26 protein-coding genes are annotated in these 25497 nt (G+C 49.2%); 19 read left to right on the top strand and 7 right to left on the bottom strand.

Annotated features, from left to right (window positions below; all coding sequences use genetic code 11):
* Positions 1-6 precede the first annotated feature (6 nt).
* The 9 genes from KNP93_RS05320 (at position 7) to KNP93_RS05280 (ending at position 8615) form a co-directional block, all read left to right on the top strand.
* Positions 7-471: a DUF3939 domain-containing protein gene (locus tag KNP93_RS05320; RefSeq protein WP_131973070.1), complete on the top strand. Its 465-nt coding sequence runs from the start codon at positions 7-9 to the stop codon at positions 469-471.
* A 208-nt stretch (positions 472-679) separates the two neighbouring features.
* Entirely contained in the window at positions 680-1387 is a 708-nt protein-coding gene (locus KNP93_RS05315) for a hypothetical protein (RefSeq protein ID WP_131973069.1), read from the top strand.
* A 75-nt stretch (positions 1388-1462) separates the two neighbouring features.
* Positions 1463-3706 (top strand): AAA family ATPase, encoded by a 2244-nt coding sequence (locus KNP93_RS05310; RefSeq protein ID WP_214853808.1) that lies wholly within the window; start codon positions 1463-1465, stop codon positions 3704-3706.
* 12 nt (positions 3707-3718) lie between these two features.
* On the top strand, positions 3719-4153 hold the full coding sequence (locus tag KNP93_RS05305; RefSeq protein ID WP_012370047.1) for an acyl-CoA thioesterase: 435 nt from the start codon (positions 3719-3721) through the stop codon (positions 4151-4153).
* Between the two features lie 95 nt (positions 4154-4248).
* On the top strand, positions 4249-5295 hold the full coding sequence (locus tag KNP93_RS05300) for a M15 family metallopeptidase (RefSeq protein ID WP_214853806.1): 1047 nt from the start codon (positions 4249-4251) through the stop codon (positions 5293-5295).
* Between the two features lie 17 nt (positions 5296-5312).
* A complete protein-coding gene (gene plsY / locus KNP93_RS05295; RefSeq protein WP_131502935.1) occupies positions 5313-5933 on the top strand; it encodes a glycerol-3-phosphate 1-O-acyltransferase PlsY in 621 nt (206 codons plus the stop codon).
* A gap of 202 nt (positions 5934-6135) precedes the next feature.
* A complete protein-coding gene (locus tag KNP93_RS05290) occupies positions 6136-6900 on the top strand; it encodes a DeoR/GlpR family DNA-binding transcription regulator (RefSeq protein ID WP_114596147.1) in 765 nt (254 codons plus the stop codon).
* Between the two features lie 25 nt (positions 6901-6925).
* The gene (locus KNP93_RS05285; protein WP_131502934.1) at positions 6926-7591 is read left to right on the top strand and encodes a copper homeostasis protein CutC; all 666 of its coding nucleotides are present in this window, start codon (positions 6926-6928) and stop codon (positions 7589-7591) included.
* A 385-nt stretch (positions 7592-7976) separates the two neighbouring features.
* The gene (locus KNP93_RS05280; RefSeq protein ID WP_114596145.1) at positions 7977-8615 is read left to right on the top strand and encodes a DUF975 family protein; all 639 of its coding nucleotides are present in this window, start codon (positions 7977-7979) and stop codon (positions 8613-8615) included.
* A 55-nt stretch (positions 8616-8670) separates the two neighbouring features.
* Here the strand turns inward: KNP93_RS05280 and KNP93_RS05275 are convergent, their stop codons facing one another.
* Entirely contained in the window at positions 8671-9561 is an 891-nt protein-coding gene (locus KNP93_RS05275; protein WP_214853791.1) for an NAD(P)-dependent oxidoreductase, read from the bottom strand.
* A complete protein-coding gene (locus tag KNP93_RS05270; RefSeq protein ID WP_214853788.1) occupies positions 9558-11306 on the bottom strand; it encodes an ABC transporter ATP-binding protein in 1749 nt (582 codons plus the stop codon). The genes KNP93_RS05275 and KNP93_RS05270 overlap by 4 nt, the downstream gene beginning before the upstream one ends.
* A gap of 131 nt (positions 11307-11437) precedes the next feature.
* On the opposite strand from KNP93_RS05270, the gene KNP93_RS05265 reads away from it, so the two are divergent.
* The 4 genes from KNP93_RS05265 to KNP93_RS05250 all read left to right on the top strand — a co-directional run bounded on the left by KNP93_RS05265 (position 11438) and on the right by KNP93_RS05250 (position 15727).
* Positions 11438-11878: a YaiI/YqxD family protein gene (locus tag KNP93_RS05265; protein WP_214853784.1), complete on the top strand. Its 441-nt coding sequence runs from the start codon at positions 11438-11440 to the stop codon at positions 11876-11878.
* Positions 11879-11956: 78 nt separating this feature from the next.
* A complete protein-coding gene (locus KNP93_RS05260; RefSeq protein WP_251138673.1) occupies positions 11957-13600 on the top strand; it encodes a sensor histidine kinase in 1644 nt (547 codons plus the stop codon).
* A 22-nt stretch (positions 13601-13622) separates the two neighbouring features.
* Entirely contained in the window at positions 13623-15377 is a 1755-nt protein-coding gene (locus tag KNP93_RS05255; protein ID WP_371819868.1) for a putative bifunctional diguanylate cyclase/phosphodiesterase, read from the top strand.
* A 53-nt stretch (positions 15378-15430) separates the two neighbouring features.
* The gene (locus KNP93_RS05250) at positions 15431-15727 is read left to right on the top strand and encodes a hypothetical protein (protein ID WP_131502929.1); all 297 of its coding nucleotides are present in this window, start codon (positions 15431-15433) and stop codon (positions 15725-15727) included.
* Between the two features lie 324 nt (positions 15728-16051).
* Here the strand turns inward: KNP93_RS05250 and KNP93_RS05245 are convergent, their stop codons facing one another.
* Together KNP93_RS05245 and KNP93_RS05240 are read right to left on the bottom strand one after the other, a co-directional pair.
* Positions 16052-17023, bottom strand: coding sequence for a DUF4003 family protein (locus KNP93_RS05245; protein ID WP_214853781.1), 972 nt, complete (start codon positions 17021-17023; stop codon positions 16052-16054).
* Positions 17024-17079: 56 nt separating this feature from the next.
* Positions 17080-17601, bottom strand: a complete 522-nt coding sequence (locus KNP93_RS05240; RefSeq protein ID WP_114596139.1) for a DUF1836 domain-containing protein — start codon at positions 17599-17601, stop codon at positions 17080-17082.
* 113 nt (positions 17602-17714) lie between these two features.
* Here KNP93_RS05240 and trhA point away from each other — a divergent pair, with 113 nt between their 5' ends.
* From trhA to KNP93_RS05220, 4 genes are all read left to right on the top strand, one after another.
* Positions 17715-18362: a PAQR family membrane homeostasis protein TrhA gene (gene trhA, locus KNP93_RS05235; RefSeq protein WP_114596138.1), complete on the top strand. Its 648-nt coding sequence runs from the start codon at positions 17715-17717 to the stop codon at positions 18360-18362.
* 127 nt (positions 18363-18489) lie between these two features.
* Positions 18490-20217: a M3 family oligoendopeptidase gene (locus KNP93_RS05230; protein ID WP_214853773.1), complete on the top strand. Its 1728-nt coding sequence runs from the start codon at positions 18490-18492 to the stop codon at positions 20215-20217.
* Between the two features lie 46 nt (positions 20218-20263).
* The gene (gene rpiA, locus KNP93_RS05225; RefSeq protein ID WP_214853768.1) at positions 20264-20962 is read left to right on the top strand and encodes a ribose-5-phosphate isomerase RpiA; all 699 of its coding nucleotides are present in this window, start codon (positions 20264-20266) and stop codon (positions 20960-20962) included.
* Positions 20963-20992: 30 nt separating this feature from the next.
* Positions 20993-21250, top strand: coding sequence for a hypothetical protein (locus KNP93_RS05220; protein ID WP_026828680.1), 258 nt, complete (start codon positions 20993-20995; stop codon positions 21248-21250).
* 40 nt (positions 21251-21290) lie between these two features.
* Here KNP93_RS05220 and KNP93_RS05215 read toward each other — a convergent pair whose 3' ends face one another.
* Genes KNP93_RS05215 through KNP93_RS05205 form a run of 3 tightly spaced genes read right to left on the bottom strand, consistent with a single transcriptional unit; the run spans position 21291 to position 23062 of the window.
* Complete coding sequence (locus KNP93_RS05215; RefSeq protein WP_026828679.1) at positions 21291-21695, bottom strand: DUF350 domain-containing protein; 405 nt, start codon at positions 21693-21695, stop codon at positions 21291-21293.
* A 12-nt stretch (positions 21696-21707) separates the two neighbouring features.
* On the bottom strand, positions 21708-21884 hold the full coding sequence (locus KNP93_RS05210) for a hypothetical protein (RefSeq protein WP_165871658.1): 177 nt from the start codon (positions 21882-21884) through the stop codon (positions 21708-21710).
* A 56-nt stretch (positions 21885-21940) separates the two neighbouring features.
* Positions 21941-23062: a GGDEF domain-containing protein gene (locus KNP93_RS05205; protein ID WP_214853765.1), complete on the bottom strand. Its 1122-nt coding sequence runs from the start codon at positions 23060-23062 to the stop codon at positions 21941-21943.
* Between the two features lie 254 nt (positions 23063-23316).
* Between KNP93_RS05205 and KNP93_RS05200 the strand changes: the two genes are divergently transcribed.
* Both KNP93_RS05200 and KNP93_RS05195 read left to right on the top strand, forming a co-directional pair.
* On the top strand, positions 23317-24756 hold the full coding sequence (locus KNP93_RS05200; RefSeq protein WP_131502923.1) for a GntP family permease: 1440 nt from the start codon (positions 23317-23319) through the stop codon (positions 24754-24756).
* Positions 24757-24788: 32 nt separating this feature from the next.
* Positions 24789-25490 (top strand): CoA transferase subunit A, encoded by a 702-nt coding sequence (locus tag KNP93_RS05195; RefSeq protein WP_214853762.1) that lies wholly within the window; start codon positions 24789-24791, stop codon positions 25488-25490.
* Positions 25491-25497: the final 7 nt, after the last annotated feature.

The raw sequence follows: 25497 nt of genomic DNA, 5'->3' as shown, positions 1-25497 counted from the left end.
GAGACCGTGAACCGATTCAAGAAATGGTTTCAAGCAAAAGAAGAACCCGAGCTGCCGGTTCGCGACGTCACGCTCGATGAAGTCAAACGGGCGACGCACGATTTTGAACTGGCGTTGCCGAAAGGGACGAACCGGACGATTCTGCTCGATGAAGAACAACGGATTGATTTAACGCAACTTGCGCCCTATCTCGGTGCCCGCTCGACGCAGGTCTTCTATATGTCACGGGAAACGTTTACGATCATGGAAGCGAAAGATCATTTGACGGTCTATGAAATGGATCATGTTCAGGTCGCGGTCGACCGGTATTTTGACAAAGAACGGAAATTACCCCTCAAACCGTACTCGAAGACGTTCCAGGTCGATTGTGCGAAGCTGTTTGAGCAAGGCTATTTACGGGAGTTGCCCCATCAAACGTATTACCTCGTCGATGAGTCGATGATTGTCTCACTCGAACCGAAAACAGATTAAATCAAGGTGGGCTGCCGGATCGACGGGCAGTTCACCTTTTGTGTTTCGTCAAGGAAGGGATCAGAACGATTCGAAACAGAATCAATTGTTCAAAAGTCTGACGCATTTCTTCAGAAATGCGGGAATCTTGGACAAACCCTTTGTATTCTAAGCCTAAAACCGATACCATTAACATGAAACGAGACAAATTTAGGATGGTGTACATGGCATGACGAAACGAACGAGCACATGGATTGCAGTCGCAATCGTGGCAATGGCGATACTCCTTGCCTATAATTTTTACCTTTTGAATAAGACACAGACCGCTAATGAAGATAAAGCTGCTCCGGTCAAACCGTTTTACACGATGTCGCGGATTCAGTACGTCGAAAAGAAACTGTCGACGACGGAAGACGCTCTCGAGACGCGGACATATGAAGTCGTTTTTGATGATAAAGGCCACTTCCGGACAGAAGTCATCGACGGACCATCTAAAGGAACGATGGCGATTTGGGACGGGAAGATGTTCCGCGAATACGCTGCCGACGGAAAATTGTTGAATGAGACGAAAGCGTCGAAGAGTGTCAGTGCACCGCGTCCGTTCTTGTCACGCGGCTTTAACGAACAGATCATCAAGTTCATCGAAAATGGTGATTTTGGTCAAGTCGAAGGCGAAGCCGATATCGCCGGAAATGCGGCTGACGTTTACGTCAAAAAAGAGCCGGCAAGCACAGTCCCGAAAGAATGGATTAAACAGTATCCATCGTTCTTCGATAAGGACGACAATGCGGAAGAAGCGACCTACTATGTCGCGTCCGACCGGTCGAAAGTACTTGGAGCCGAGTCACGTAACAATGGAAAACTATTTTATTCGGTCAAGATGAAAAAAATCGAGACACTGGATACATTCGATCCAAACTGGTTAAAAGCTAAATGAGGACAGACCGACTGGAGCGTCACACCGTGACGACCACAGTCGGTTTTTTCGAGAAGCGGGAGGAATCAAGATAACATGGAGACGTTCTCAAAAGAGGAGATGTTCAAACAAATTACGGCTTGGGAAAACGGGGCGAAGGTCGAAGAAGTTCTCGCCTTACGTTATGCCCAAAGCAGTCGCCTATTACAGGAAACAGAAGCATTAGTCCGGATTTTAGCTTTACTCGTCGAACACCGTTACATCATGACGGGACGGATCGATGCCCTGGCCGAAAGCTGGATGCAGGAAATCCGCCAGCACGACCGGCTGCCGGAACGGCTTGAACAGTTGCTGATCGAACAGAAGCTCCAGAGCAGTTACCAATTGCTCGTCGCTAACACTTTTCCGACGATCCGCGAGACGGACAATGCCAATGCCAAACGGTCAGCGACAAAGGAACTGATTCAACAAGCGGGTCAAATCCTGCACGAGACGGAACAGGTCGTCGAACAGACGGAACGGTTGCGCCGGCTGGATGCTGCGCGCTGGTCGGAATTGTTCGAAGCCGGAAAAGCTTTATTGTTGTCGAGTGCGACGCTTGAGCAGATTGCGACGGAGTTCCTTAACAGTCTGCAGGAACGATTTTATTCGCGTGACGCGTTCCGGGAGATGACGGAACTGAAAGCGACGGCACTGCAGGATTTACGCCGGGTCGTTGCGCTGCTTCCGGCAGAAATCAAACAGGTCGAACGGTCGGCGCTCGAGGAACTCGATGCGATGATCGGACTGGAAGACATTAAGTTGCGTGTCCATCAGATGTACCGGTTCTTGAAGTATCAGCAAAAACGGACGTCGGACGGCTATCGCTCGAGTGATCAGCCATCCCTCCACATGATTTTTATGGGGAATCCCGGGACCGGTAAAACGACACTTGCCCGGTTGATGGCGAAAATCTATCACGAACTTGGTCTGCTGGAACGGCCGGAAGTCGTCGAGACGGACCGCTCGTCGCTCGTCGGTGCGTTTGTCGGTCAGACGGAAGAACAGGTCATGAGTAAAGTCCGCGAAGCGGTCGGAGGTGTCCTGTTCATCGACGAGGCCTACGCCTTAAAACGGGCCGGTCAAAGCGGCAATGATTACGGCCAAGCCGCGATTGATACCCTCGTTGCAGCGATGACGAGCGGAGAATACGCCGGTCGGTTTGCCGTCGTTCTTGCCGGTTATCCGGAAGAAATGCGTGATTTCCTGAAAGCGAATCCCGGACTGCGGAGCCGTTTCCCGGAATCGAATCATTACCTGCTTGCGGACTATACGGATACGGAACTGCTTGAAATCGGCCGTTCGATTGCGACCGTCAACGATTATGTCCTGACGGAGCAGGCAGAGCGGGCGTTGTTGTCCCGGCTCGAACGGGAACGGGTCGACGCGAGTTTCGGGAACGGGCGCGCCGTCCGCAATATCGTTCTCGATGCGATCTTTAAAAAAGGGGCGAGTCTCGGGGAAAGTGCCAGTCACGAAGATTTTGCGTTGCTCGAACAAACGGATTTTGAACTCGTCGCTTCAGACGATAATACGGTCGAAGAACGACTCAAACAGCTTGTCGGATTACAGCCGTTGAAAGCGGAAATCAAACAAATCCAGGCATTATTATCGATGCAGAAGCGTCGACAGGAGGCAGGCTTTAAAGTCTTGCCGGTTGAACTGCATGCTGTCTTCAGCGGGAACAGCGGGACCGGAAAAACGACGGTCGCAGCTCTCTATGCGGATGTCCTCCGTCAGTGCGGTTACTTGAAGCGGGGGCACTTAAAAGTCGTCAGCCGGGCCGATCTCGTGTCCGGATACGTCGGACAAACGGCGCAACAGACCCGCGACGTGATCCGGGATGCCCTCGGCGGTGTCTTGTTCATCGACGAGGCCTATGCGCTGAACGGGGGTGCCAACGACTTCGGGAAAGAAGCAATCGATACGCTGGTCGACGAGATGACGAAACATGCCGATAATCTCGTCGTTGTCCTCGCCGGTTACGAACAGCCGATGCAGGCCTTGCTTGCAAGCAATCCCGGACTGAAGTCACGTTTTAAACGGGAGTTCCATTTCCTGAACTATGTGAAGGAAGAACTGATTGAAATCATCATCAATTATGCTGCCCAATACGGGTATCAATTGACGGATGAAGCGAAACAGACGCTTGAGCAGATGATTGAGACGGTTCCGAACGGCAATGCCCGTGCCGCGATTACGATTGTCGAACGGGCAATCGCGAAGCAATCCGTCAGATTAATTGACAAACTTAGCTTAAGCGGTTCAGAATGGTCCTATCTTGAAAAAGAGGATTTTTAAGGGGGAAGCTTCATGTACACGATTGAAATACCAGTCCGTTACGCTGAAACCGATATGATGGGCATCGTTTATCATTCGAATTATCTCGTTTATTTTGAGATTGCACGGACGGAACTGATCAAGTCACTTGGACTTGATTACAAGGAAATGGAAGAAGCCGGATATGTTTCGCCGGTCACGAATGTGAATCTCGATTACAAACGGTCGTTAACATACGGTGACGTGGCACAGGTTTCCGTCTGGGTTGATCATTACGACGGTCTGCGGACGATTTACGGTTATGAAGTCAAGAATGCCGACGGTCAACTGGCGGTCGCAGGAAAAACGTCGCATGTCGTCGTCAAAAAAGAGAACTTCCGTCCGATCCGTTTACCAAAAGTCTTTCCGAACTGGCACGCGATTTACGAACAAATGCGTACCGAAGATGCTGCACTCATCTCAAATTAAGCCTCCGCCCTCAGCAGGATTTCTTGCGTGAGGGCTTTTCTAATCAGTCGATTAGAGGTAACATAGAATAGCACCAAGGAAGCGGGGAATTAAAAATGAAAAAAATCGTAGCAGTCAGTACATTGGCGCTCCTCCTTGCAGGATGTAACCCTGGGGATCAGGAAGCGGAAGACAACTCAAAAACCGAACAGGCGAATAAAAGCGCAGACGAAAAGGCCACTTCAGATTCTGAAAAAAGTGATGCCGAAGTAGCAAAAGAAAAAGAAACAGCAGAAGCGAAAAAAGAAGCCGATGCGAAAGCGGAAGCTGAGAAAAAAGCAGAAGAACAGGCAGCGGCCGATCAAAAAGCAGCCGATGAAAAAGCGGCCGAAGAGAAAACAGCGGCCGATAAAGCAGCTGAAGAGAAAACGACGGAAGAGAAGTCATCGGACGAATCTTCGACAGAAGACAAATCGGCCGATAAAAAAGACGATGCGAAAACCGATTCCGCTCAGGATCCGGAACCTGCCAAGCCGTCTAAACCGGAGTCCGAAACACCGGACGTCGATAAATCGGATACAAAAGCCGATTTATCACTGGGTGAGTTAGTCGTCGTCAATAAAAAATACAGCTTACCGATTGATTACAAACCGTCGGACTTAGTCGTACCAAACGTCAGCTTCTCGTATTCAGGTGTCCTTGAACAAAGTTATATGCGGGCACCGGCAGCGAAACAGATGGAAAAAATGTTTGCTGATGCGAAAGCCGACGGCGTGACACTAAATGCCGTCAGTGGATTCCGTTCTGGTTCACGTCAGACGGTCCTTTATAACAACTACGTCGCCCGTGACGGAAAAGCGGCAGCCGATCAATATTCTGCCCGTCCTGGTCACAGTGAGCACCAGACCGGACTTGTGTTTGATATCTCGGCACCGAGTGTCGGGAATGGATTGACGGCAGAACTTGGAGATACAAAAGAAGGAAAATGGATTGCGAACAACGCAGCGAAGTATGGATTTATCGTCCGGTACGACCGTGGGTTCCAGTCACGGACTGGGTACACGTATGAGCCATGGCACATCCGGTATGTTGGTGTCGGTCCAGCCACACAAATTAAAAATAATGGACAGACTCTCGAAGAATATATGAAGGTCGGTCACTAATACGTTGGAGGTTGACCATGATTGAAATCATCGGGATTTTAATTTTAGGCTATTTACTCGGCTCGATTCCGTTTGCTCTGCTTGTCGGAAAATGGGGACATGGCATTGATATTCGGCAGCACGGCAGTGGGAATCTCGGGACGACGAATACGTTCCGGGTTTTAGGAAAAAAGGCAGGGATTATCGTCTTGATTGGTGATCTCGGTAAAGGTGCAGTCGCCAGTCTCGTCCCGATCCTGCTCGCTTCCGAACTGCATCCGCTGTTTGCTGGTCTAGCGGCCGTCATCGGACATATTTATCCGGTCTTTGCCAAGTTCAAAGGCGGAAAAGCGGTCGCGACTTCCGGCGGGATGCTGCTCGTGACGAGTCCGATTTTGTTCCTCTTTTTGCTCGTCTCGTTTTTAACGACATTACGACTGAGCCGGATGGTTTCACTCAGCTCAATCGTTGCGGCAAGCATCGGCATCGTTGTTTCGATTACGATTGGCATCATCGAGCAGGACTGGATCGTCCCGACGTTCTTTACGATTCTTGCACTGTTCGTCATCTTTAAACACCGCGAAAACATCAGCCGGATCCGTCAAGGGACGGAATCAAAGATTGGTATGTTTGTGAAAGATAAAAAAGACACCGACTGATTTCAACCGGATGCTGTTGTTCTTCTATAAAAGAAGGACAGGAGGATCCGGTTTTTTTTGTGAATATCTTGTTAATCTGAAAAATGAACGAATTCAACAACATTTCATAGGAATTACACGTTTTTTTACACCGGATTTACAAGACCTTTACAGACGTTCGCTACACTAGAAGTAGTACTTGTCTGTGAAGGGGGAAGGTCATGTGTCGTTATTAGGAGAGGAACGGAAATCACAAATCATGCAATGGCTCGAAGAAGAAGGGAAAGTCATGACGAAAGATTTGATCGATCGTTTAGACGTCTCCGGTGAGACGGTCCGGCGCTATCTTGAGGAACTCGAACGGGAACGGCAACTGAAGCGGGTGTATGGTGGGGCAATCTATCACGGCGGAAAACAAGAGTCGTCGATTTCACGACGGACGGACCAATTATCACGGCGCCTGGCCCGGTATGCCAAAGGTTGGCTCAGTGACTATTCCTGCATCTTTTTAGGAAAAGGGGAACCGGTCGAACATCTGTTGCCGTACCTCAGTGGGGGAGCGACCATCGTGACGAATTCTTTATCGATTGCCAGTCATCTGGAACAATGCCGGGAAACCGGACCGTTTCATGGTGAAATTCGCTTGCTCGGCGGAACCGTCGATTCATTCGGACAGACGGTCGGTGTCGAAGTGTTACAAGCGCTTGATGCTTACGCCTTTGATGCATCGTTTTTGACATTTGACGGCGCCGAAATCGAGCGGGGATTCGTCAGCGATGACATCGAATCGTCCCTGATTCAAAAAGCGATCATCGGACGGACGAAGGACGTGTATGCCTTTTTGGCATGTGACGAGTTTGAAGGAAACCGGAAGTACAAAGTCGCCGAATTCCGGCGGGCTAAAATCGTCCTCAGTCCCTCGACCTATCCGCCGTCATGGGAAATGAAACTGTTCAACGAACGGGTGAATTGGACAGTCGTCTCGTGATACACTAGGGCGGGAGGGATGTATCATGTTAGAAATCATTGCAGCAACAGTCGAAGAAGCAACAGCAGCCGAGCGGGCGGGAGCTGACCGGTTGGAACTCGTATCCGCCTTATCGGAAGGCGGGCTGACACCGAGTTACGGCTTGATCCGGCAAGTCTTGTCGTCGGTCGAGATTCCGGTCCACGTCCTCGTGCGTCCGCACAGCAAATCGTTTGTCTATTCGAAAGCCGATCAGGAAACGATTATCACCGATATCGATTTAGTCCGGGAACTCGGAGCAGCGGGCATCGTCGTCGGATCCTTGACGCCGGACGGTCGTGTCGATGAAGGATTCCTCGGACGGATTATTAAACATAAAGGCGACTTGTCGTTGACGTTCCACCGGGCCATCGACAGCAGTCGGGACATCCTGGAAGCGGCGGAAGTCCTGGCTGATTTTCCGGAAGTCGACCGGATTTTGACGTCCGGGGCACAACCGACGGCACTGGAAGGTCAGGCTGTTATCGCCGAACTGATCGAACAGCATCCGGACCTGATTGTCTTGCCGGGTTCCGGTATCACAGTTGAGCGGGCGGAAGAATTACTTAATGCAACGAACGCAACCGAGTTACATGTCGGATCCGCTGTCCTCGTCGACGGTCAAGTCGATCCGGAGAAGGTCAAAGCGTTAAAACAATTGCTGGCACGTTAATCAAAGTTATTCGTTGGCGTAACAGTTAACCTTATGAGAAAAGAGGGCAGATTTGAATCTGTTCCTCTTTTTTTATTTTGGAGAAACCATTTCATTCACGAGACTCCTACAGGAAAAAGCGCAATTCTTTGCGCTGTCAGAGACAAACAAGACCCGTTTTCCTGCCTTCAAAGGCAGGGAAACTGGCTTGTGTCTCGTCTGAGGAAGCGGGTGAAGAAAAAGTGGTTTCGGTTGCGTCGCTCTTTTTAAGAAGAGAAAGGAAACCAATCGTCAAAGCTGTCCAAAAATCGTCACATCTTCAGCCTTGTGAGGAGATGATTGCTATTTTTTCAAAGCAGACTACGGTACACTAAAACAGGAATGTTGAAAGATAAAGGAGTTCATTATGACAAATTTACAGTACAAACAAGCTGCACTTGCGACATTAAAAGGGAAGTGGCTGACAGCGCTCAGCATCTCAATCATCTACTTCGTCATCTTTGCACTTGCTGCCAGCCGGATGTCGTTTGACCAGGATAATCTCGACAGCATGTTACGGTTCGTCGCCTTGAATATCGTCGTGACGATTGTGCTGTCACCCGTCACGCTTGGGCGGACGATTGCCTACTTACGATTCGTCCGTGGAGAATCAGCCGGTATCGGGACGTTATTTGAAGGGTTTGCGTCGATCCGTTTCTATCTGAAGACGATGGCAGCCTATACACTGGTAACGTTACTTGTTTACATTGGTTCTTTTTTGATCCTTCCGGCAATCTACTTTTATCTGATGTACCGATTGGTGCCGTTTTTATTGGTTGACCGACCGGATCTGTCGTTTATCCAGGTCCTTGGTGAAAGCCGCCGGATGATGCATGGGCATAAATGGCGGCTGGCGAAACTTTATCTCAGTTTCATCCTTTGGGGGATTCTTGCGCTGCTCAGTACCGTCGGAGTTGTTCTGCTGACGCCGTATTTTGATACGACGATGGCGCACTTCTATGAACAATTAAAAAAAGAGCAACAGACAGCAACGCGTTCAGCGTAAAAAAACGAGTCTGACTTCCCCCTGTGCGGAAGCGTCAGACTCGTTTTTGTCGTTTTTAATCCTTTAACGGGACGGTGTTTTTCTCTTTTAACAGCAAGTAGAGGGCTTGTGTCCCAGATTCGGCATGACCGGATGCTGCCAGCTCGTCGTATAAATCTTTGACTAGTGCAAGTCCGGGTGTTGCAATCCCCATCTCTTCGGCCCGTTCGAGTGCCAGATTCATGTCTTTGATAAAATGTTTGACGAAGAAGCCCGGCGAATAGTTTTCCGCAATGACACGCGGAATCAGGTTTTCAAGTGACCAGCTGCCGGCGGAGCCGCTTTTGATCGTCTCGACGAACTGTGTCGGATCGATTCCCGATTTCGTGACGAACAGCAACATCTCGGCTGTCCCGATCATCGATCCGGCAATCGCAATCTGATTGGCGAGCTTGGCCGATTGTCCTTGTCCCGGACCTCCGAAACGGGCGATCGATTTTCCAATTGCTTCAAATAACGGTTGAACCGTGTTAAATGCTTTTTCGTCGCCACCGGCGAGAATCGCGAGCGTCCCGTTTTTTGCTCCGAGATCGCCGCCCGTGACCGGTGCATCAAGCGCAGAAAGACCGTTTTGAGCAGCCTGTTCGGCAATCCGGATGGCGAGCGCAGGACTCGATGTCGTCATGTCGATGACGATTGTCCCTGGGTTAGCGGATGCTAAAATCCCGTCGTCCGCCAAGTAAATCTGTTCGACGTCCTGCGGATAGCCGACAATCGAGATGACGACATCGACATCCGTCACGGCTTCCTGAATCGTATCGACGATCACTGCGCCGTCCTGTTCGAGCGGCATGCCTTTTTCTTTCGTCCGGTTATAACCTTTGACGGAAAAACCGGCTTTTAACAAGTTGCGGACCATGCCTTGCCCCATGACGCCGAGTCCGATGAAACCAATTGTTTTTGTCATGTGTTACTCCCCCTGGTCGTTTCGGTGTGACCGATGAATTGTTGCGTTACGAGTTTATTATACAAAACATTTGTCTCAACGAGGGTATCATGTGTCCCGATACCGGAAACACGTCCCTGTTCGAGGACGACGATTTGATCGGCGTGACGGACCGTCGCTAAGCGATGGGCAATGACGAATGTCGTCCGTCCTTCCATCAGGCGTTCGAGCGCTTCCTGGACAACCCGTTCCGATTCCGAATCAAGACTCGAAGTCGCTTCGTCGAGCAATAACAATTCCGGATCCCGCAGGAGGGCGCGTGCAATCGCAATCCGTTGCCGTTGACCGCCGGACAGTTTAACACCGCGTTCGCCGATTTCCGTGTCATATCCGAGCGTAAATGAAGAAATGAATTCATCGGCATTCGCCATCTCGGCAGCGTCGCGGATTTGTTGTTCCGTGACATCTTGCGTCAAGCCGTATAACAGATTGTCGCGGATTGTTCCCGACAAGACGGGTGAGTCCTGGGCGACATAACCGATCGTATTACGCCAGCTGGCCAGTTCAAACTGATCAATTGCATGAGGACCGAGCTCGATTTGACCGTTCGTCGGCAGATAAAAGCGTTCGAGCAGAGCGAACAAGGTCGATTTACCGGAGCCGCTCGGACCGACGATTGCCGTGGTTTGACCACGCGGCAAGGAGAAGGTGACGTCGTGCAACAGTGTCGTGTCGTCATAGCCGAACGACAAATGATTAAAGTGAACGGCTGCGAACGGACGCTCAACCTGTCGGGTACCGTCCTGTTCCGGTCGTTCTTCGAGCAGTTCCGAAATTCGTTCCGTTGCCCCGCGCGCTTTTTGTAATTTCGAGACAAACTCGGTCATCGTCACGAGCGGCGTCATGATTTGAAACAGATATAACGAAAAGGCGACGAGTTCGCCCGCTGTAATCTGATTCGTCGAGACGCGGTAAGCACCGAAACTGATGATGACAATCAACATCGAGGTCAGGGCGACGTTGAAGACGGGCAGTAAGATTGCCTGAATCTTCCCTTCTTTGACACCGAAGCCAAACAGATGTTCAATCCGCGTTTTTCCGCGTTCCATTTCATAGGTTTCTGTCGCCTGTGATTTGACCAAGCGGACTTCACCGAGCATCTCTGCAAAAAATCCCGATAAGCCGGCGAGCTCTTTTTGCGTCTCCCGTGAAATCTGATGCAGTTTCCGAACGAGCGGAATGATGATCAATAATGTCAACGGGACGGCGATGACCATGACGAGCGTCATTTGCCAGTCGAGGAAAAATAAAATCGTAATCGCACCGACAATCGAGACGATTGAGGTCAACAGACGAACGAGTTGCTCCGATAATAATTGTTGTAAGGTCGTCGCATCGTTGTTGAGACGTGAGACGAGTTCGCCTGACTTCGTTTCGTCATAGAACGGAATGGGTAAAGCTAGCAAGTGTTTCCACAACATCGTCCGCAAGTTGGCGACAATCCGTTGCCCGGCGACTTGCAGCCAGTAGATGGAAAAAGCATTGCTGATCATCTGGACGATGAAGACCGTGATGAAGAGGGCGACCAAGCCCGGTGTGACCTGATCGATGGAGAAGTTGTCGATCAGGGATTTCAAAAACCAGGGAATCATCAAAGCAGCGAGTGCCTGAATGATTGAAACCGTCACGGCAGCTGACAGCAGTCCGACCGGTGGTTCACTTTTCTTTAGTAAGGATAAAAATGAGGTAAATGTTGCAGGTTTCAATTCGGCACATCCTTTCCTTTCTATTGTCGGTTCTACGGCAGTTACGGTCAACTTCGAGTGATGGACTTGACAGTGATTCCGGTCGTCACGGACACTTAATGAAAGCGAAGTAAAGGAAGGAGTGACGTGACATGAAAATATGGATTGATGCAGACGGTTGTCCGGTCGTCGATTTGACGATTCGATTGAGCAAAGGATACGAGGTTTTTTTAGTCTGTGATACAGCACATCAGTTTAATCGGGAAGGGGCGACGACGATCACGATTGGTCAAGGAGCGGACGCCGTCGACTTTGCCATCGTCAACCGGATGGCGCCGGGAGACATCGTTGTGACCCAGGATTACGGTCTGGCTGCCCTCGCCCTCGCACGCAATGGACGAGCTATCGATCAGAATGGTCGGATTTTTACAAACGAAAACATAGATTTTCTTCTACATACACGACATGTCGGTCAAGAAATCCGGCGGGCAGGTGGACGGACGAAGGGACCCAAAAAACGGACACGTCAGGAAGATGTTGCGTTCGAACAGGCATTTAAACGTTTGTTGGCAGAAACGGCAGCACGTTCTTAAGTCGAATGAGCGACGAAAAATTAAAATCTCGTGTTATAATTTTAAACATGAATGCATGAATCGGAAGGAGGAAGCCCATTGAAAAAAATCGTACGATATCGTCCTGAAAAGAAGACGAGACCGTATCGTCTGAAGACCAGTCCATTTCCAGTCAAGACGTTACAGACGACCGACCGTCAACGGATCGGTCAACTGACACAGGATTTGGCGGAAGTTGAACATAAATTGAAACACCGCAACGAAATCATGGAAGCATTGGCAACCCAAAGCGTCGAGTCAGCATGTGAGACATTACTCGTTAAGTTGCTGAAACTCATCAATCTTGAGGCGGGGGCCATCCTGTTATATCGCCGTGAACAATTGAGTCACCTTGTGACGCAAGGGGTGGAAGACATTGAATTGATCGAAAAAGATTTGGATCAATATTCTGTGTTACGCCGTGCTTTTGTCATGCGAAAATCGGTTCAGCTCCCTGTAGCAGAAAACATGTATGAATCGGCGATTCCTGTCCAGTCACCAAGCAATGGCGGTGTCGTCGGTGTCATCTATCTCAAACATCCATTCGAGCAGTTCAACTTGGAACAGGTCGGGGATATTTTGGATTTGTCACGTAAACTCGGGATGACGCTTGAACGTCACCTGTTGTTCCATCAAATGGAGCATGAAAAAATCAAAACGTATCAATTACTCGATTCGATTCGGGAAGCGGTCTTATATATCGAAAGCAGCGGGGAACAGATTTATGCCAATCAGGCATTGTTGAACATGTTCCCGCCAAAGCTCGTCAGTCAATCTCAAGGCTTCCGCCATGCGTACGAACGGGCGACTTCCTTATTCGAACACGTTGATCAGCCGGATGCGCTGCATGACTATATCGGTCAATTGATGAACGGGGAGATTCCCGGAGAGACGATTGAACTATCGGCTTTTCGCGGGAATCTGTTGCTGAATGCCTATGCCGAACGAATCGCCATCGCCAATGTCGAGTGGGGAATGATGCTCGTCTTGCGGGATGTCACGAAAGAAAAAGAACTGGATTTGAAACAGTCGGAGTTCGTCTCGATTGTTTCGCATGAATTAAGAACACCGCTCTCGTCGATTATGGGCTTTACGGAACTGTTGATGCGTCGTTCACTCGATGGTCCGCGTCAAAAAAAATACCTCGAGACGATCCACTCCGAGACCGTTCGTTTGGCAGAGCTGATTGATGATATTTTAGAAATCCAAAAAGGTGAGGATGTCTCACAAGGCACCGTCAAAAAACGGCTGGACCTTAAACGATTGGTATATGAGATGCGACCGATGTTCGAGCTTGCGAGCAGTAAACACCGGATTCGGGTTCTGTTTGAAGCGGGCGATTATCAGATGACGGCGAGCGAAGAGAAGATGAAACAGCTCTTCACGAACTTGATCATGAATGCCATCAAATATTCACCGGACGGAGGAACGATTCAAGTTCGGGGGCACATGAAGGGATCACACATGGTCTTGACGGTTGAAGATGAAGGAATCGGAATTCCGGAAAAAGCACTACCGTTTGTATTTGATAAATTTTACCGGGCTGATAACTCGGACACGCGAAAAATTGGCGGAACCGGTCTTGGTTTAGCGATCTGCCGGATGATTGTCATGGATCATGGCGGATCGATTGCCGTGCAGTCAGAAGAAGGAAAAGGCAGTACGTTTACGCTTCAATTTTCGACTGAAATGACAGAGGACTAACGAAGAAAGGAGGGACGGGACCGTGGATAACTCGCAAATGCGATATGAAGCCTTACACCCGCTTGTCGAAGATATCTTAAATCAATTGAGTGAAAAAATCGGAGTCAATACACTGTTTTTCGCATTAAATGACTCAAACAGTAACTTTATCGTCAAGGCAATCAATCATGGAAAGGAACTGATTGAAGAGGGAACGACACACATCTTCCAACATGTCCTCTGTAAACTCGTCATCGATGAAACAGACGGTAAGATTCAAATTAATGAATTATTGACGAATCCAATGACAAGTCATCATCCGGTCACCCAAACACTGGGTAACGGCAGTTTTCTTGGCGTCGCGATTAAAAATGCCAATAACGAGAAAATCGGGACGTTATGCGCTTTTGATGATCAACCGTACGAATTCAGTAAAACCGAATTAGAGATGATTGAAAATTACGCGAACATCATCAGTAAATCAATCAGCGTCGAGACCTATGTCATCAAAGATGCATTGACAGATGTCTATAACGAACGATATATGAACCGATTGATTTCGAGTGTCTCGAGCCAGCCGACCTTTTTGATGGTCCTCAATCTCGATAACTTTCATGCGATTAATGCGAAGTACGGATACCGGATTGGAAATCAGGTGCTTCAGGAAATTGCGTCACGCTTAAAGTATGTCGCGATTCCGGAACACGTCGTCGGACGGATGGAGGGGAACGAGTTCATTGTTCTCGCACCTCTGGAACAAGCTGATTTTACAGATCAAGGCCGGACATTCGCTGAATCCATCATTCAGACAATTGAGGAGCCAATCAATAACCTTGCGGACGAACCGATTCGTTTGACGGCTTCGTCAGGTGTCAGTCTGTTAACGGGCGATCACATGAACCGCCAGACACAGGTCTATGCAGCAGAAGCCCTGATGCAACAGGTCAAACTGGACGGAAAAGCGGGTATATCATTTGTCGATCAGCAACGCGAGGTCGAACAACATCCGTTTAACCGTGTATTGGAACAGGAATTGGAGCAAGCATTGGAACGTGGTCAGTTCGAATTGTATTATCAACGGATTTTAAATGCCAAACTGGGACAGACGGTTGCCGTCGAAGCACTACTCCGCTGGAATCATCCGGTCTTAGGATTCGTCAGTCCAGCCGATTTCATTCCGATTGCGGAACGGACAGGGAAGTTTAGTCAAATCGGTCACTTTACGATTGCACAGGCGATTTCGGATAGTGTCCGGTTAGAGACAGAATTGGGACGTCCCGTGACAATTTCGATTAATCTCTCCGCCAGTCAATTCAAATCGGATGCGATGCTTGCCGATCTGTTACAGTTCGCAAACTGTGCATCCTTCAAGAAAGAGCGGATTGTGCTTGAAATCCGGGAAGAAGTCTTACAAATCGGAAAACGGAAAGCCATCGAGCGTCTGGAAATGTTACGCCGGGCAGGTTATCGACTGAGTGTCGACCATTTCGGGAGTCATTATGCTTCGCTCAATTCCTTACTCCGTTTACCGGTCCAATCCGTTAAGTTGGATCCGATCTTTACACGGCGTCTCGTTCAAAACCAGCTCGAACAGTCGATGGTCCAGTCTGTTTATTCGTTGACACAGGCACTTGGAATTTCGCTTGTCATTCAGGAAGTCGAAACAAGCGCTCAGTTCCAGCATATCGTTGCGGTGGGAAATCCCCTGTATGTACAAGGACATTATCTGCATCATCCGCAACCGATCACGAACTTGATTGCCGATTTTGCAAAGATCACGCATACCCAGGATGTTTAACCGTCTCTCGTAAGGGAATACTTTAATCATCATGATTCGAGGGGGATGTTACCATGTCAGAGCAACACGAAAAAGAAACGGATCCGATTACATCGGGAAATCGCATGACAAACGACGATATCGCAGGTCGTGATCAATCCGGTACAGCAGCACAAAACGAGTCGGATTCAAAATCCGAGCACCACGAAAAAGAGCCGCAGTCCGACAATCAAGACAAGAAGTCAGCGGATTCAGAATCAACAGATCAACCGGATTCTGAACCATCATCTGACGAAGCACCTGATTTGTCTCACGAAGCCGATGAAGACGGCGATGTGACACCGTCTGATGCAGACGATCAACAAAAATAATCGGGCACTTGTGCCGGCTTTTATACCAATGGGTCTGACTCAAAAGTCACTCTCTACAAAGATCAGGGTGGCGGAATGATAATCTGCCACCCTGATCTCGTAAAAAAAAGAATCACTCGCTTCACGCAACTCCTACAGGAAAAAGCGCATTTTTGCGCTGTCAGAGACAAACAAGACCCGATTTCCTGCCTAAATGAGGCAGGAAAACTGGCTTGTGTCTCGCTTGAGGAAAGGGCATGAAAGAACGAGTGATTCTTTTTTGAGTCAGCCCCGTTTTATTTTTTTAGAAAATCTTATACGGAAACAGGCACTGGATGGGCGAGTTCAATCGCCACCCCCACCGCCATCGCCGCCGTCAAATCCACCGTCCGCCATCCCGCCGTCTGTCGCATGGGACGTATCCGTCAAGTCGACCGGGAACAGGAAAACGGGAATGAAATCAGTCGAATTCGTCCAGTCAGCCGGGCTGTACGGAGCAAACAATTGGTGCAACGTCGGATGATCCGCAAGATAGAGCCGGACCGCCGTCAGGAAAATTAAATCCTTTCGGTATTTAAAGTGAGGATTTTGCCGCAAACGGTCTGATATCTGTTCAAGTGCCGCGCGGTGTACTTCCGGTTGACCGAGTAGCGCAAGCAACGCATGAAACGACAGTGGAATCCCGTGTTTACGGTAAGCGTTCCGGGACTGGACGAGCTGATCGAGATAGAGGTGATGGTCCTCGTCCGGTAATAAGGCAAATAAGAGTGCCGTGACATACGTTTGCTGAGACCGCCCGAACCGCTTTTTCAACATGTCATACAGCGATTCGATCTGATCATGGATTGTTGATAACTCGCCCCGGCGGAGACTGTTTAAAAACAGAAACGAGATCAGCAGGGGAGAGACGATGAACCGGTGTGAGGTTTTGCAAAGGCGGTATAACGAGACGGTCCGCTCAAGTTGGACATCCGTCGGCTGTAAGCGGCTGATCAATAAAGCGGTGGAATAAGCATTGAGCGGATGGACGAGCCGATGTGTTGCAAAAAAACTATAGATTGACATCATCGGAGCAATCCGTTCAGCCGGTTCCATGTCGTATGCCTGAATTTTTGAAGCAAGCAATAACGCTTGTGTCTGGTGGGAGCGGAGATGCTCTTCCAAAAACCGAGCCGTCTTCTCCAACTCCGGAAAAGGTGCGGGATGTCGGCCGACGACAGCATCAAAAGCAAGTTCGATTAAAACACCATCCTGGTAAGTGACGAAATAATGTCCTGTTTCATCTAAACCTTGTAAAAAACGTTGTTCGAGTTCCATTTCCTGCACCTCATCCTTTTTCCCCTATTTTACCATGACACACAAAAGAAAGACGGTTACTTTTCTAATCGGTCAATCAATCGTTCGGCTGCCCGGCGGTACAAGTTGCTCATATGGGCGAGCGATAAAATCAGTTGCAACTGTTCGAGATGATCCAAGTCATCCGTCGGAGGCTGCTGCTCCTCGAACAAGGTCTGATTGACCGCTGTCGCATCGAGATACGTTTGATAAAAATCTTCCAAATCAATTGTTTGTTCCGTAACACCGGTATTCAAGTCCGTCAAAATCGTTTTGATGTCATTGATGGAGAACGTTCCTTTCAACTGGTAGATCAAACTGATTAAGATCAGATGGTTTTTCGTATATTTTTTATTCGTGACCGGGAAAAACAATTTTTTCTTGGCGTAGTTGTTAATCATCGTCTTCGTTAAAATCGTTTCGCCTTCGGTTCGCGTCGTCTCTTCAAACGTCCGTTCAAACAATTGAATGACTTGGTCCATGTAGAGATCGATGTTCGGGATATCCGTTAACTCCAACTGGCGATCGAGTGATGGTTTCGGGTGATCTGACTGTGTCATGAAAATACCTCCAAAAAAATAATGCGGAATGACTTCCTATTTCTCTAGTGTATGATAGAATGTTCATATAACGCCATGTAGTATTTAAAACTACATAAAAATGGAGGGAAATTATGAAAACGTATATGAGAGAACCGATCAATGGTCTGACCCACCTTGGCGGAGCCGTCTTCGCCTTTATCGGATTGCTCGCCTTGGTCATCAAAGCGGCACTGGAGCGGGGAGCCGGACTACCGATTGTCGCGGCAATCATCTTTGGTGTCAGTATGATTGCCTTGTACGCAGTCTCGGCGACATATCATATGGTACTTGCGAGTGACCGGGCCATTGCGACGTGGAGACGTCTTGATCATTCGATGATTTATCTGCTGATTGCCGGCTCGTATGCCCCGTTTTGTCTGATCAGTCTGAACGGACCGACCGGCTGGGTATTGTTCAGTATCGTCATGCTGATTGCGGTCTTCGGTATCACCTTTAAACTCGTCTGGTTCAACAGTCCGCGCTGGTTGTCGACGACGCTGTACATCGGAATGGGCTGGATCATGGTCTTTGCGATCACACCGCTCGCAGAAGTCCTGTCGCCGGTCGGAATCGGTTTACTGTTCCTCGGCGGGATTTTTTACACGATCGGTGGCATTATCTACGGCTTAAAACCGCGTGTGCTTTCGTTCAAACATCTCGGTTTTCACGAGATTTTCCATGTATTCGTCCTGCTCGGCAGCTTAGCGCATTTCCTTTGTGTCTATTTTTTCGTCATCTAAATATTTCGGTTCACACATCCTTCCGCTCGCGGAAGGATGTTTTTTGCCGGTAAAGGAGTGGACTGGCAGGTCTCGCGGGAAGGGAAGCCGAAGGAAACAAAAGGAAAGGATTAAAGGGGGAAAAACGATGGCGATCACGACATCCCGTTGGCAGCTCGAAAAACTGTATTCGATTGGAAAAGTGGGACAGACGATTAACAGGTTACAACGGGAATTGGATCAGCTTCAAACCGACCAACCTCCGGTGTCTTCTTATTTGACGCATCTTGAGCGAATCAAATGCCACGTCGAAGAACTGGCTGATTTTGTGTATTGTCTGTACGCGGAAGATGTTTCACGTCATGAAGTGGGCCGGCTGCTTGAGCAGACCGAGATATTGCAAGCACGTCTCCGGATGACTGAAACGGTCTTCGAGGAACGATTGCGGAAACTGTCCGATGCAGAATGGGAAACGCTGCAATCGGACACGCCGTCTTATTATCTGACGGAACGCCGCGCCATCATGGAACGGCGTCTGTCGGCTGAACAGGAACAATTGATTCAGGCACTGGCAATCGACGGTTTTTCCGGATGGGAACAGTTGTATGAACAGCGTTTGACCGGTTTACGGATTCCGCTTGAAGAAGAAGAAGTCACAATCGGACACGCCCTGCATCAGGCTTTTCATGGGGCAACACGCAACGACCGGCAAGCGGCGGCGACAGCTTTCGCAAAGACGTGTGCTGCTGAACGAGACGACTTTGCGATGATTTTGAACCGGATTGCCGGTTTTCGGTTGCAAGTTTACTCAAAACGCGGATGGGAGGACCCGTTAACGGAACTGTGTGAACAAAACCGGATGCAACGGACGACAATTAAAGCGATGCTTGCGGCGATTGATCAAAATCGTCCGCTGTTCCAGTCTTATTACGAACGAAAATTGCGTCTGGCACATGTCACAGAACCGGAATGGCATGATTTAGAGGCGAATACCTTCACCTCGCGCGGTTATGTTTCCTATATTGAGGCGCAATCGATCATTCAGCATCAATTTGACCGGCTCCATCCGCGGTTGGCAAACTTTACGAAAACCGTGTTTGAAAAAGGCTGGATCGATGCGGAAAACCGGCCGTCTAAAGCAGAAGGCGGTTTCTGTGCCTCGTTCCCGGTCGCTAAAGAAAGCCGGATCTTCATGACGTACCGTGAAGCGTATCCGGATGTCGTTACGCTTGCCCATGAACTGGGTCACGCGTACCATAATTTGCTGTTGCACGATTTGCCGTTCCTTGATCAGATTAAAGGGACGAGCAGTGCCGAGACGGCTTCGACATTCATGGAAAACCTGGTCCTTGACGCCGTGATCGAGCAATCGGCGAGCGAAGAAAAACTGGCGATGCTTGAAATCAAAATCAGCGAAGGCTTAAAATACGTCGGAACCATTCCGAACATGTTCCGGTTTGAACAACGTTTTTATTCGGAGCGACGGCAGGGGCCGGTTTCAAGCGACCGGATTGCTGAACTGATGCGGGAGGAAGATGCCCGCTTTTACGGCGATGTACTGACGGAACCGGATTCGTACAAATGGATTTTTGTCGGTCATTTCTATGATACAGAAAAGCCGTTCTACAATATTCCTTACACGGTCGGTTACTTACTGAGCAATCACTTATATCCGGAGGTCAAGCAATCAAATGAGGCGTTCACCGGACAATTCGAACCGTTGTTACGCGCATCGGGACAGGCGACAATCGAGGAGCTGATTGAGCAGTATGTAGACGGCGAACCGGACTCAATTACTTTTTGGCAACAGGCACTTGAACCGCTCCTGTCGGCGATTGAAATGTACTTACAAGAGACGGCTGGACTCATCGATTGAAGTCGCCAGCAATCGGGAATAGATAACTAACGAAGGAGGGGTGCGGATGTACGAACAGGATAAAAGGGTGTTGGCGGAAGCCGCCATCAAGCATGTTAAGAACGGAATGATTCTTGGTCTTGGGACAGGTTCGACGACCCGGAGTTTCATCGATGTCCTTGGTAAGTGGGTCGAAGCAGGCGGTCAGGTGCAGGGAGTGGCGACATCAGCCGAGACAGCGGAACAAGCCAAACGATTAAACATTCCGTTGCTGTCACTCGAGGAAGCGACGCATATCGATCTTGTCATCGACGGCATCGATCAGATCGATACGCAGTTCCGGGTGCTCAAGGGCGGTGGTGGAGCGCTGTTCCGTGAAAAAGTCGCTGCTTTGATGAGCCGGGAAGTGCTCTACTTAGCGGACGCCTCGAAGTTCGTCCATCACCTGAGCGGTCCGTTACCGGTTGAAATCGATGCGTTTGCGAGACCGTATGTCGAACGTTTTTTGCAGGATAAGCATGTCGATGTGACGCTACGGGAGCAGGATGGAGAACCATTCGTGACGAACGGGGGGCATCTGATTTTGGATGTCGATCTCAAGCGGGTCCAGGATGTCCCTCACTTTGCCCGGGAACTGAAAAGTTTGACGGGAGTGCTCGAAACCGGCTATTTTGAGCGGCAACCGGATCACGTCCTGACGGTCGAGCAAGGACAAGTCAGACAGCTGGCTCATCCTGATTTACGGGATGGAGGTGGACTTGTCTAACTGGCGTTTTGAGAGAAAGAAGGGAAACCGATGCGGTTACGAAAACGGTATGTGTTCGGAGCAAGTGTATTGGCGGGGGCGGGTCTTCTTTTATTGAAGAACAAAGAGCAAAAAAATACGGATCCGCTAAAAGAGTATTTAACGCATCTCGATCAGGATTCAAGTCCAGATGCCGACAAAGATCCGGATGAAGTCGGATTGACGAAACTCGATTCGATTTACCGGGCGGAGTGGCAGGCGAACGGCTATCCCCGTTCGCAAAAAGAACTCGAAGATTTGGAAAAATGAAAAGCGCCGACAATCCACGAGCGGATTGTTGGCGCTTTTTTTAGTATGTAAGGGAACCGGCGATGATCAAACCAATCGAAATTGAAAGAAACAGCAATAATAAACCAACGGCTTCATTATTGGCATCGATTTCTTTCGTCATACTGATCCGCGGAATGATCAAGTCTGCCAAATAGAACAGGACGATTTGGAAGACGATTGCTAAAGCTCCCCATAAGACCATATCGAGGATGCTGACCGAGTTCGTGATACTGGAGTAGAGCACGATCGCAAGACCAAGGATTCGTCCGCCGAATGCATAAACGGCCGCTTTTTTTCCTTGACGGATTAGCTCCATCTCTTTTGATTTGGTCGTCACTTCAAACAGGACGACGCCGATAGCAAGTAAAAGTGTAGCCACTCCGATATACGCAAGTGTCGAGACGAACAGTTCACTGAAGCCCATCTTAATTCCTCCTTAGGAATGATTGGATTTGTTTCGTTCTTTTCGTTGTTGCCAGGCAACGTACCCTTCGAGCATCGCTCCGACTAAAATCCCGGCGGAGACATACAGGTAAAAATTATCCCCGATGAAGCCGAAGAGCAGTCCGAGCAGCAGACCAATGATAATGTAAGGTCCTTTTGTTAATTTCATGATGAATCACCTTCCTCATCATCAAACGTAGCCGATTTTTCCGGATTCGTCCATCCCTAATCGACAGAATGAGTCACAGCTACTTCGAGTTCGCGTGTAAAAAGTGTCACCCGGTTGCGTCCGTTTTGTTTGGAATGATAAAGTGCGACGTCCGCATCCGTCACAAGTTGCTGAATCTCTGATGTTGATTTCGGGAAAAGTGCGACTCCGAACGAAGCTGTCAACGGCAGTTGCGTCCCATTCGACAATTGAAACGGAGACGTCGCAATCCGTTCCCGCAACTGTTCAGCCAACGCCAGGACTTTTGCATCCGTCAACTGTTCGACGAGAATGGAAAATTCCTCACCCCCGTTACGGGAGATGAATCCGGCATCCGTCACACCGTCCCGCAAACGGGAGGCGAATTGACGCAGGACCTCGTCACCGGCTTCGTGACCGAACGTATCATTGACATGTTTGAAATGATCGATATCGATCGTAATCAACGCTACTTCATGTTGCTGTAAAATCGTTTGTTGCTTTAAATCATCAAAATGATCCGTAAACGCACGGAAATTATGTAAGCCGGTCAAAAAATCACGTTGTGCCGTTTGTTGCCATGTCCGCATCGACTGTTTCGTCAAACGGATGTCACGGATGATGACGAGTGCAAGCCAACTGCTGATGAAGGAAGCGGGCAGGACGACACTGAGGATATCGAAGAGGAGACCCGTGTCAGCTAAGACAAATATCAAAACGATTCCATGCAGGACAGTCGCATAGACAGTGACCATCGTAAAGGTCCGCTTGGAATAGATCGGCAACCACTTGACGAGAAGCGACGTCCCGACAGCAATCAGGATGATGAACAGTGCTGCCGCATACGCTGAGCTGTTCAGATTAATGCTGAACCGGTAAAGAATGATGACACTTGTCACAATCATCGTCGGCAACGGACCGGCAAAATAAGCGGCAACGATGACAGGAATGTGCCGCAAGTCGACTAAAACACCGGGAACGGGCTCAATCGTCAGTTGCATCAGCAACCAAGATAAGATACTCAGGCTGAGTCCGTACAAAATGCGGACTGAGCGTTTGGAATCGACGGTAATCGGATGCGGTGACAGCTTTCCGAGCAGGTAAAAACCGCTCATCAATAGGGTCAGGTTATGGAGAAGATCATACAAAATGGTTTTCAAATTCAGGCACCTTGCTTTCGTTTGACAAATCGTTCTACCGTTTAGAATACGCTATTGACGTCAAATAGTCCTCCATCTGGTCAAAAGATTTCCGAAAAAGACATCAAAAAATAAATGTGTCTATAATGTGAAGTTATAGAACCTATAAGCTGTACTTATAGGTTTATGGTTTTTGATTGACCATTCGGTGATTCAATTGTTAAATGATGAAGAAGCAATTGAAAGCGCTTACTAAATTTTAAAGGAGATCCACCATGGAACTGATTATCATTCTTCTTGCCTTATCTTTATTAATGTTCGTAGCGTACCGTGGCTTTTCAGTCATCTTATTTGCTCCGATCTGTGCTCTGTTCGCTGTCTTACTGACGAACCCGGATTGGGTCTTGCCGTTCTTCTCCAACATCTTCATGGAAAAAATGGTGGGATTCATTAAAGCCTACTTCCCGGTATTCCTGCTCGGAGCGATTTTCGGGAAAGTCGTCGAAATGTCAGGAATCGCTGAATCGATCGCGAAGTCGATCATTCGGATGATCGGAGCGAAACGGGCGATTCTTGCCATCGTGTTGCTTGGCGCGATTTTGACGTATAGCGGTGTCAGCCTGTTCGTCGTCGTCTTTGCCGTCTATCCGTTCGCAGCGAACTTGTTCCGCGAAGCGAATATCCCGAAACGCTTGATTCCGGGAACGATTGCCCTTGGTGCGTTTACGTTTACGATGGATGCCTTGCCGGGGACACCGCAAATCCAGAACGTCATTCCGACGACGTTCTTTAAAACGGATATCTATGCGGCACCAATCATGGGATCAATCGGCGGCTTGATCATCCTGACGGTCGGGATGTTCTATCTTGAATCCCGTAAACGTAAAGCTCATCAAGCTGGGGAAGGGTATGCCGGATTTGAAGCGACGGCAGCCAGTACGGCTCCGCAGATGGAATTGAAAAATGAACCGGAACTGACGCTCGAGACGGCACAACAACCGGTTTACCGCCAAGTCCTGGCATTTGTGCCGTTGATTTTAGTCGCTGTCATGAACAAATACTTTACGCTCGCGATTCCGGCATGGTATCCGGAAGGTTTTGATTTCGCCGCGATCGGTCTTGAAGCATTCGGGAAAATCGAGACACCGGCCGTTCTTGCCATCTGGTCCGTCCAAATGGCCTTGATCATCGGAATCATCTCCGCGATGCTGTATGACTTCAAAAAAGTCCGGACGAACTTCCAGGCCGGATTGAACCTCAGTATCGGTGGTGCCTTACTTGCTGTCATGAATACCGGAGCCGAGTACGGATTCGGCGGTGTCATCGCCGCTTTACCGGGCTTCAAGACGGTCTCGAACGGGATTTCATCGACGTTCACCGATCCGCTCGTCAACGGAGCGGTCACGACGACGGCACTTGCCGGGGTAACCGGTTCTGCGTCCGGCGGAATGGGCATCGCGCTCAGTGCGATGTCGGATAAATATACACAAGCGATCACGTCAGGCGGCGTCCCACCGGAAGTCATGCACCGGGTCATCTCGATGGCGTCCGGCGGCATGGATACGTTACCGCACAACGGAGCCGTCATCACGTTGCTTGCCGTCACCGGCTTGACGCACCGTCAGTCGTACCGTGACATCTTTATGATTACGATTTTAAAGACAGTGACGGTCTTCCTGATGATCGGACTTTACAATCTGACAGGTCTTTATTAAGCATTTGGGTTTAAAAAAGGGGGAAATGAACGATGCAACAGGGGAAAATCTACGATTCATTTACAGAAGCGACAGCTGACATCTTTGATGGGGCGACACTCGTCGTCGGGGGATTCGGTTTATGCGGGATTCCGGAGAAATCGATTGCTGCCTTGCAGGAAAAAGGGGTCAAGGACTTGACGGTCGTCAGCAACAACTGTGGCATCGATGACTTCGGACTCGGCATCTTATTACAATCACGTCAAATCAAAAAGATGGTCTCGTCCTACGTCGGGGAAAACAAGACGTTTGAGCAACAGTACTTAAGCGGAGAGATTGAGGTCGATCTCGTGCCGCAGGGGACACTGGCAGAACGGATCCGGGCCGGCGGAGCGGGCATTCCCGGCTTTTATACACCAACTGGCGTCGGGACACCGATTGCGGAAGGCAAGGAACAAAAAGAGTTCGACGGGAAAACTTATCTGCTCGAAGAAGGGATTGTCGGCGATTTTGCGCTCGTCAAAGCCTGGAAAGCGGACAAGCTCGGTAATCTCGTCTTCCGAAAGACATCGAGGAACTTCAATCCGCTCGTCGCGACAGCCGGCAAAGTGACGATCGTCGAAGTCGAAGAACTGGTTGAAATCGGTGAACTCGATCCAAATGAAATCCATACACCGGCCGTTTACGTCCAGCGGATCATCGTCGGGACGGACTACGAAAAACGCATCGAACGCCGGACAGTCCGGGAAGCATAAGGGGGAG

Origin of the sequence: Exiguobacterium sp. s166 (assembly GCF_018618855.1) — a bacterium.
In the GTDB taxonomy this organism is placed as follows: Bacteria; Bacillota; Bacilli; order Exiguobacteriales; family Exiguobacteriaceae; genus Exiguobacterium_A.
Note: the sequence above shows the minus strand (reverse complement) of the source record. Positions and strands in the feature narration are given on the sequence as shown.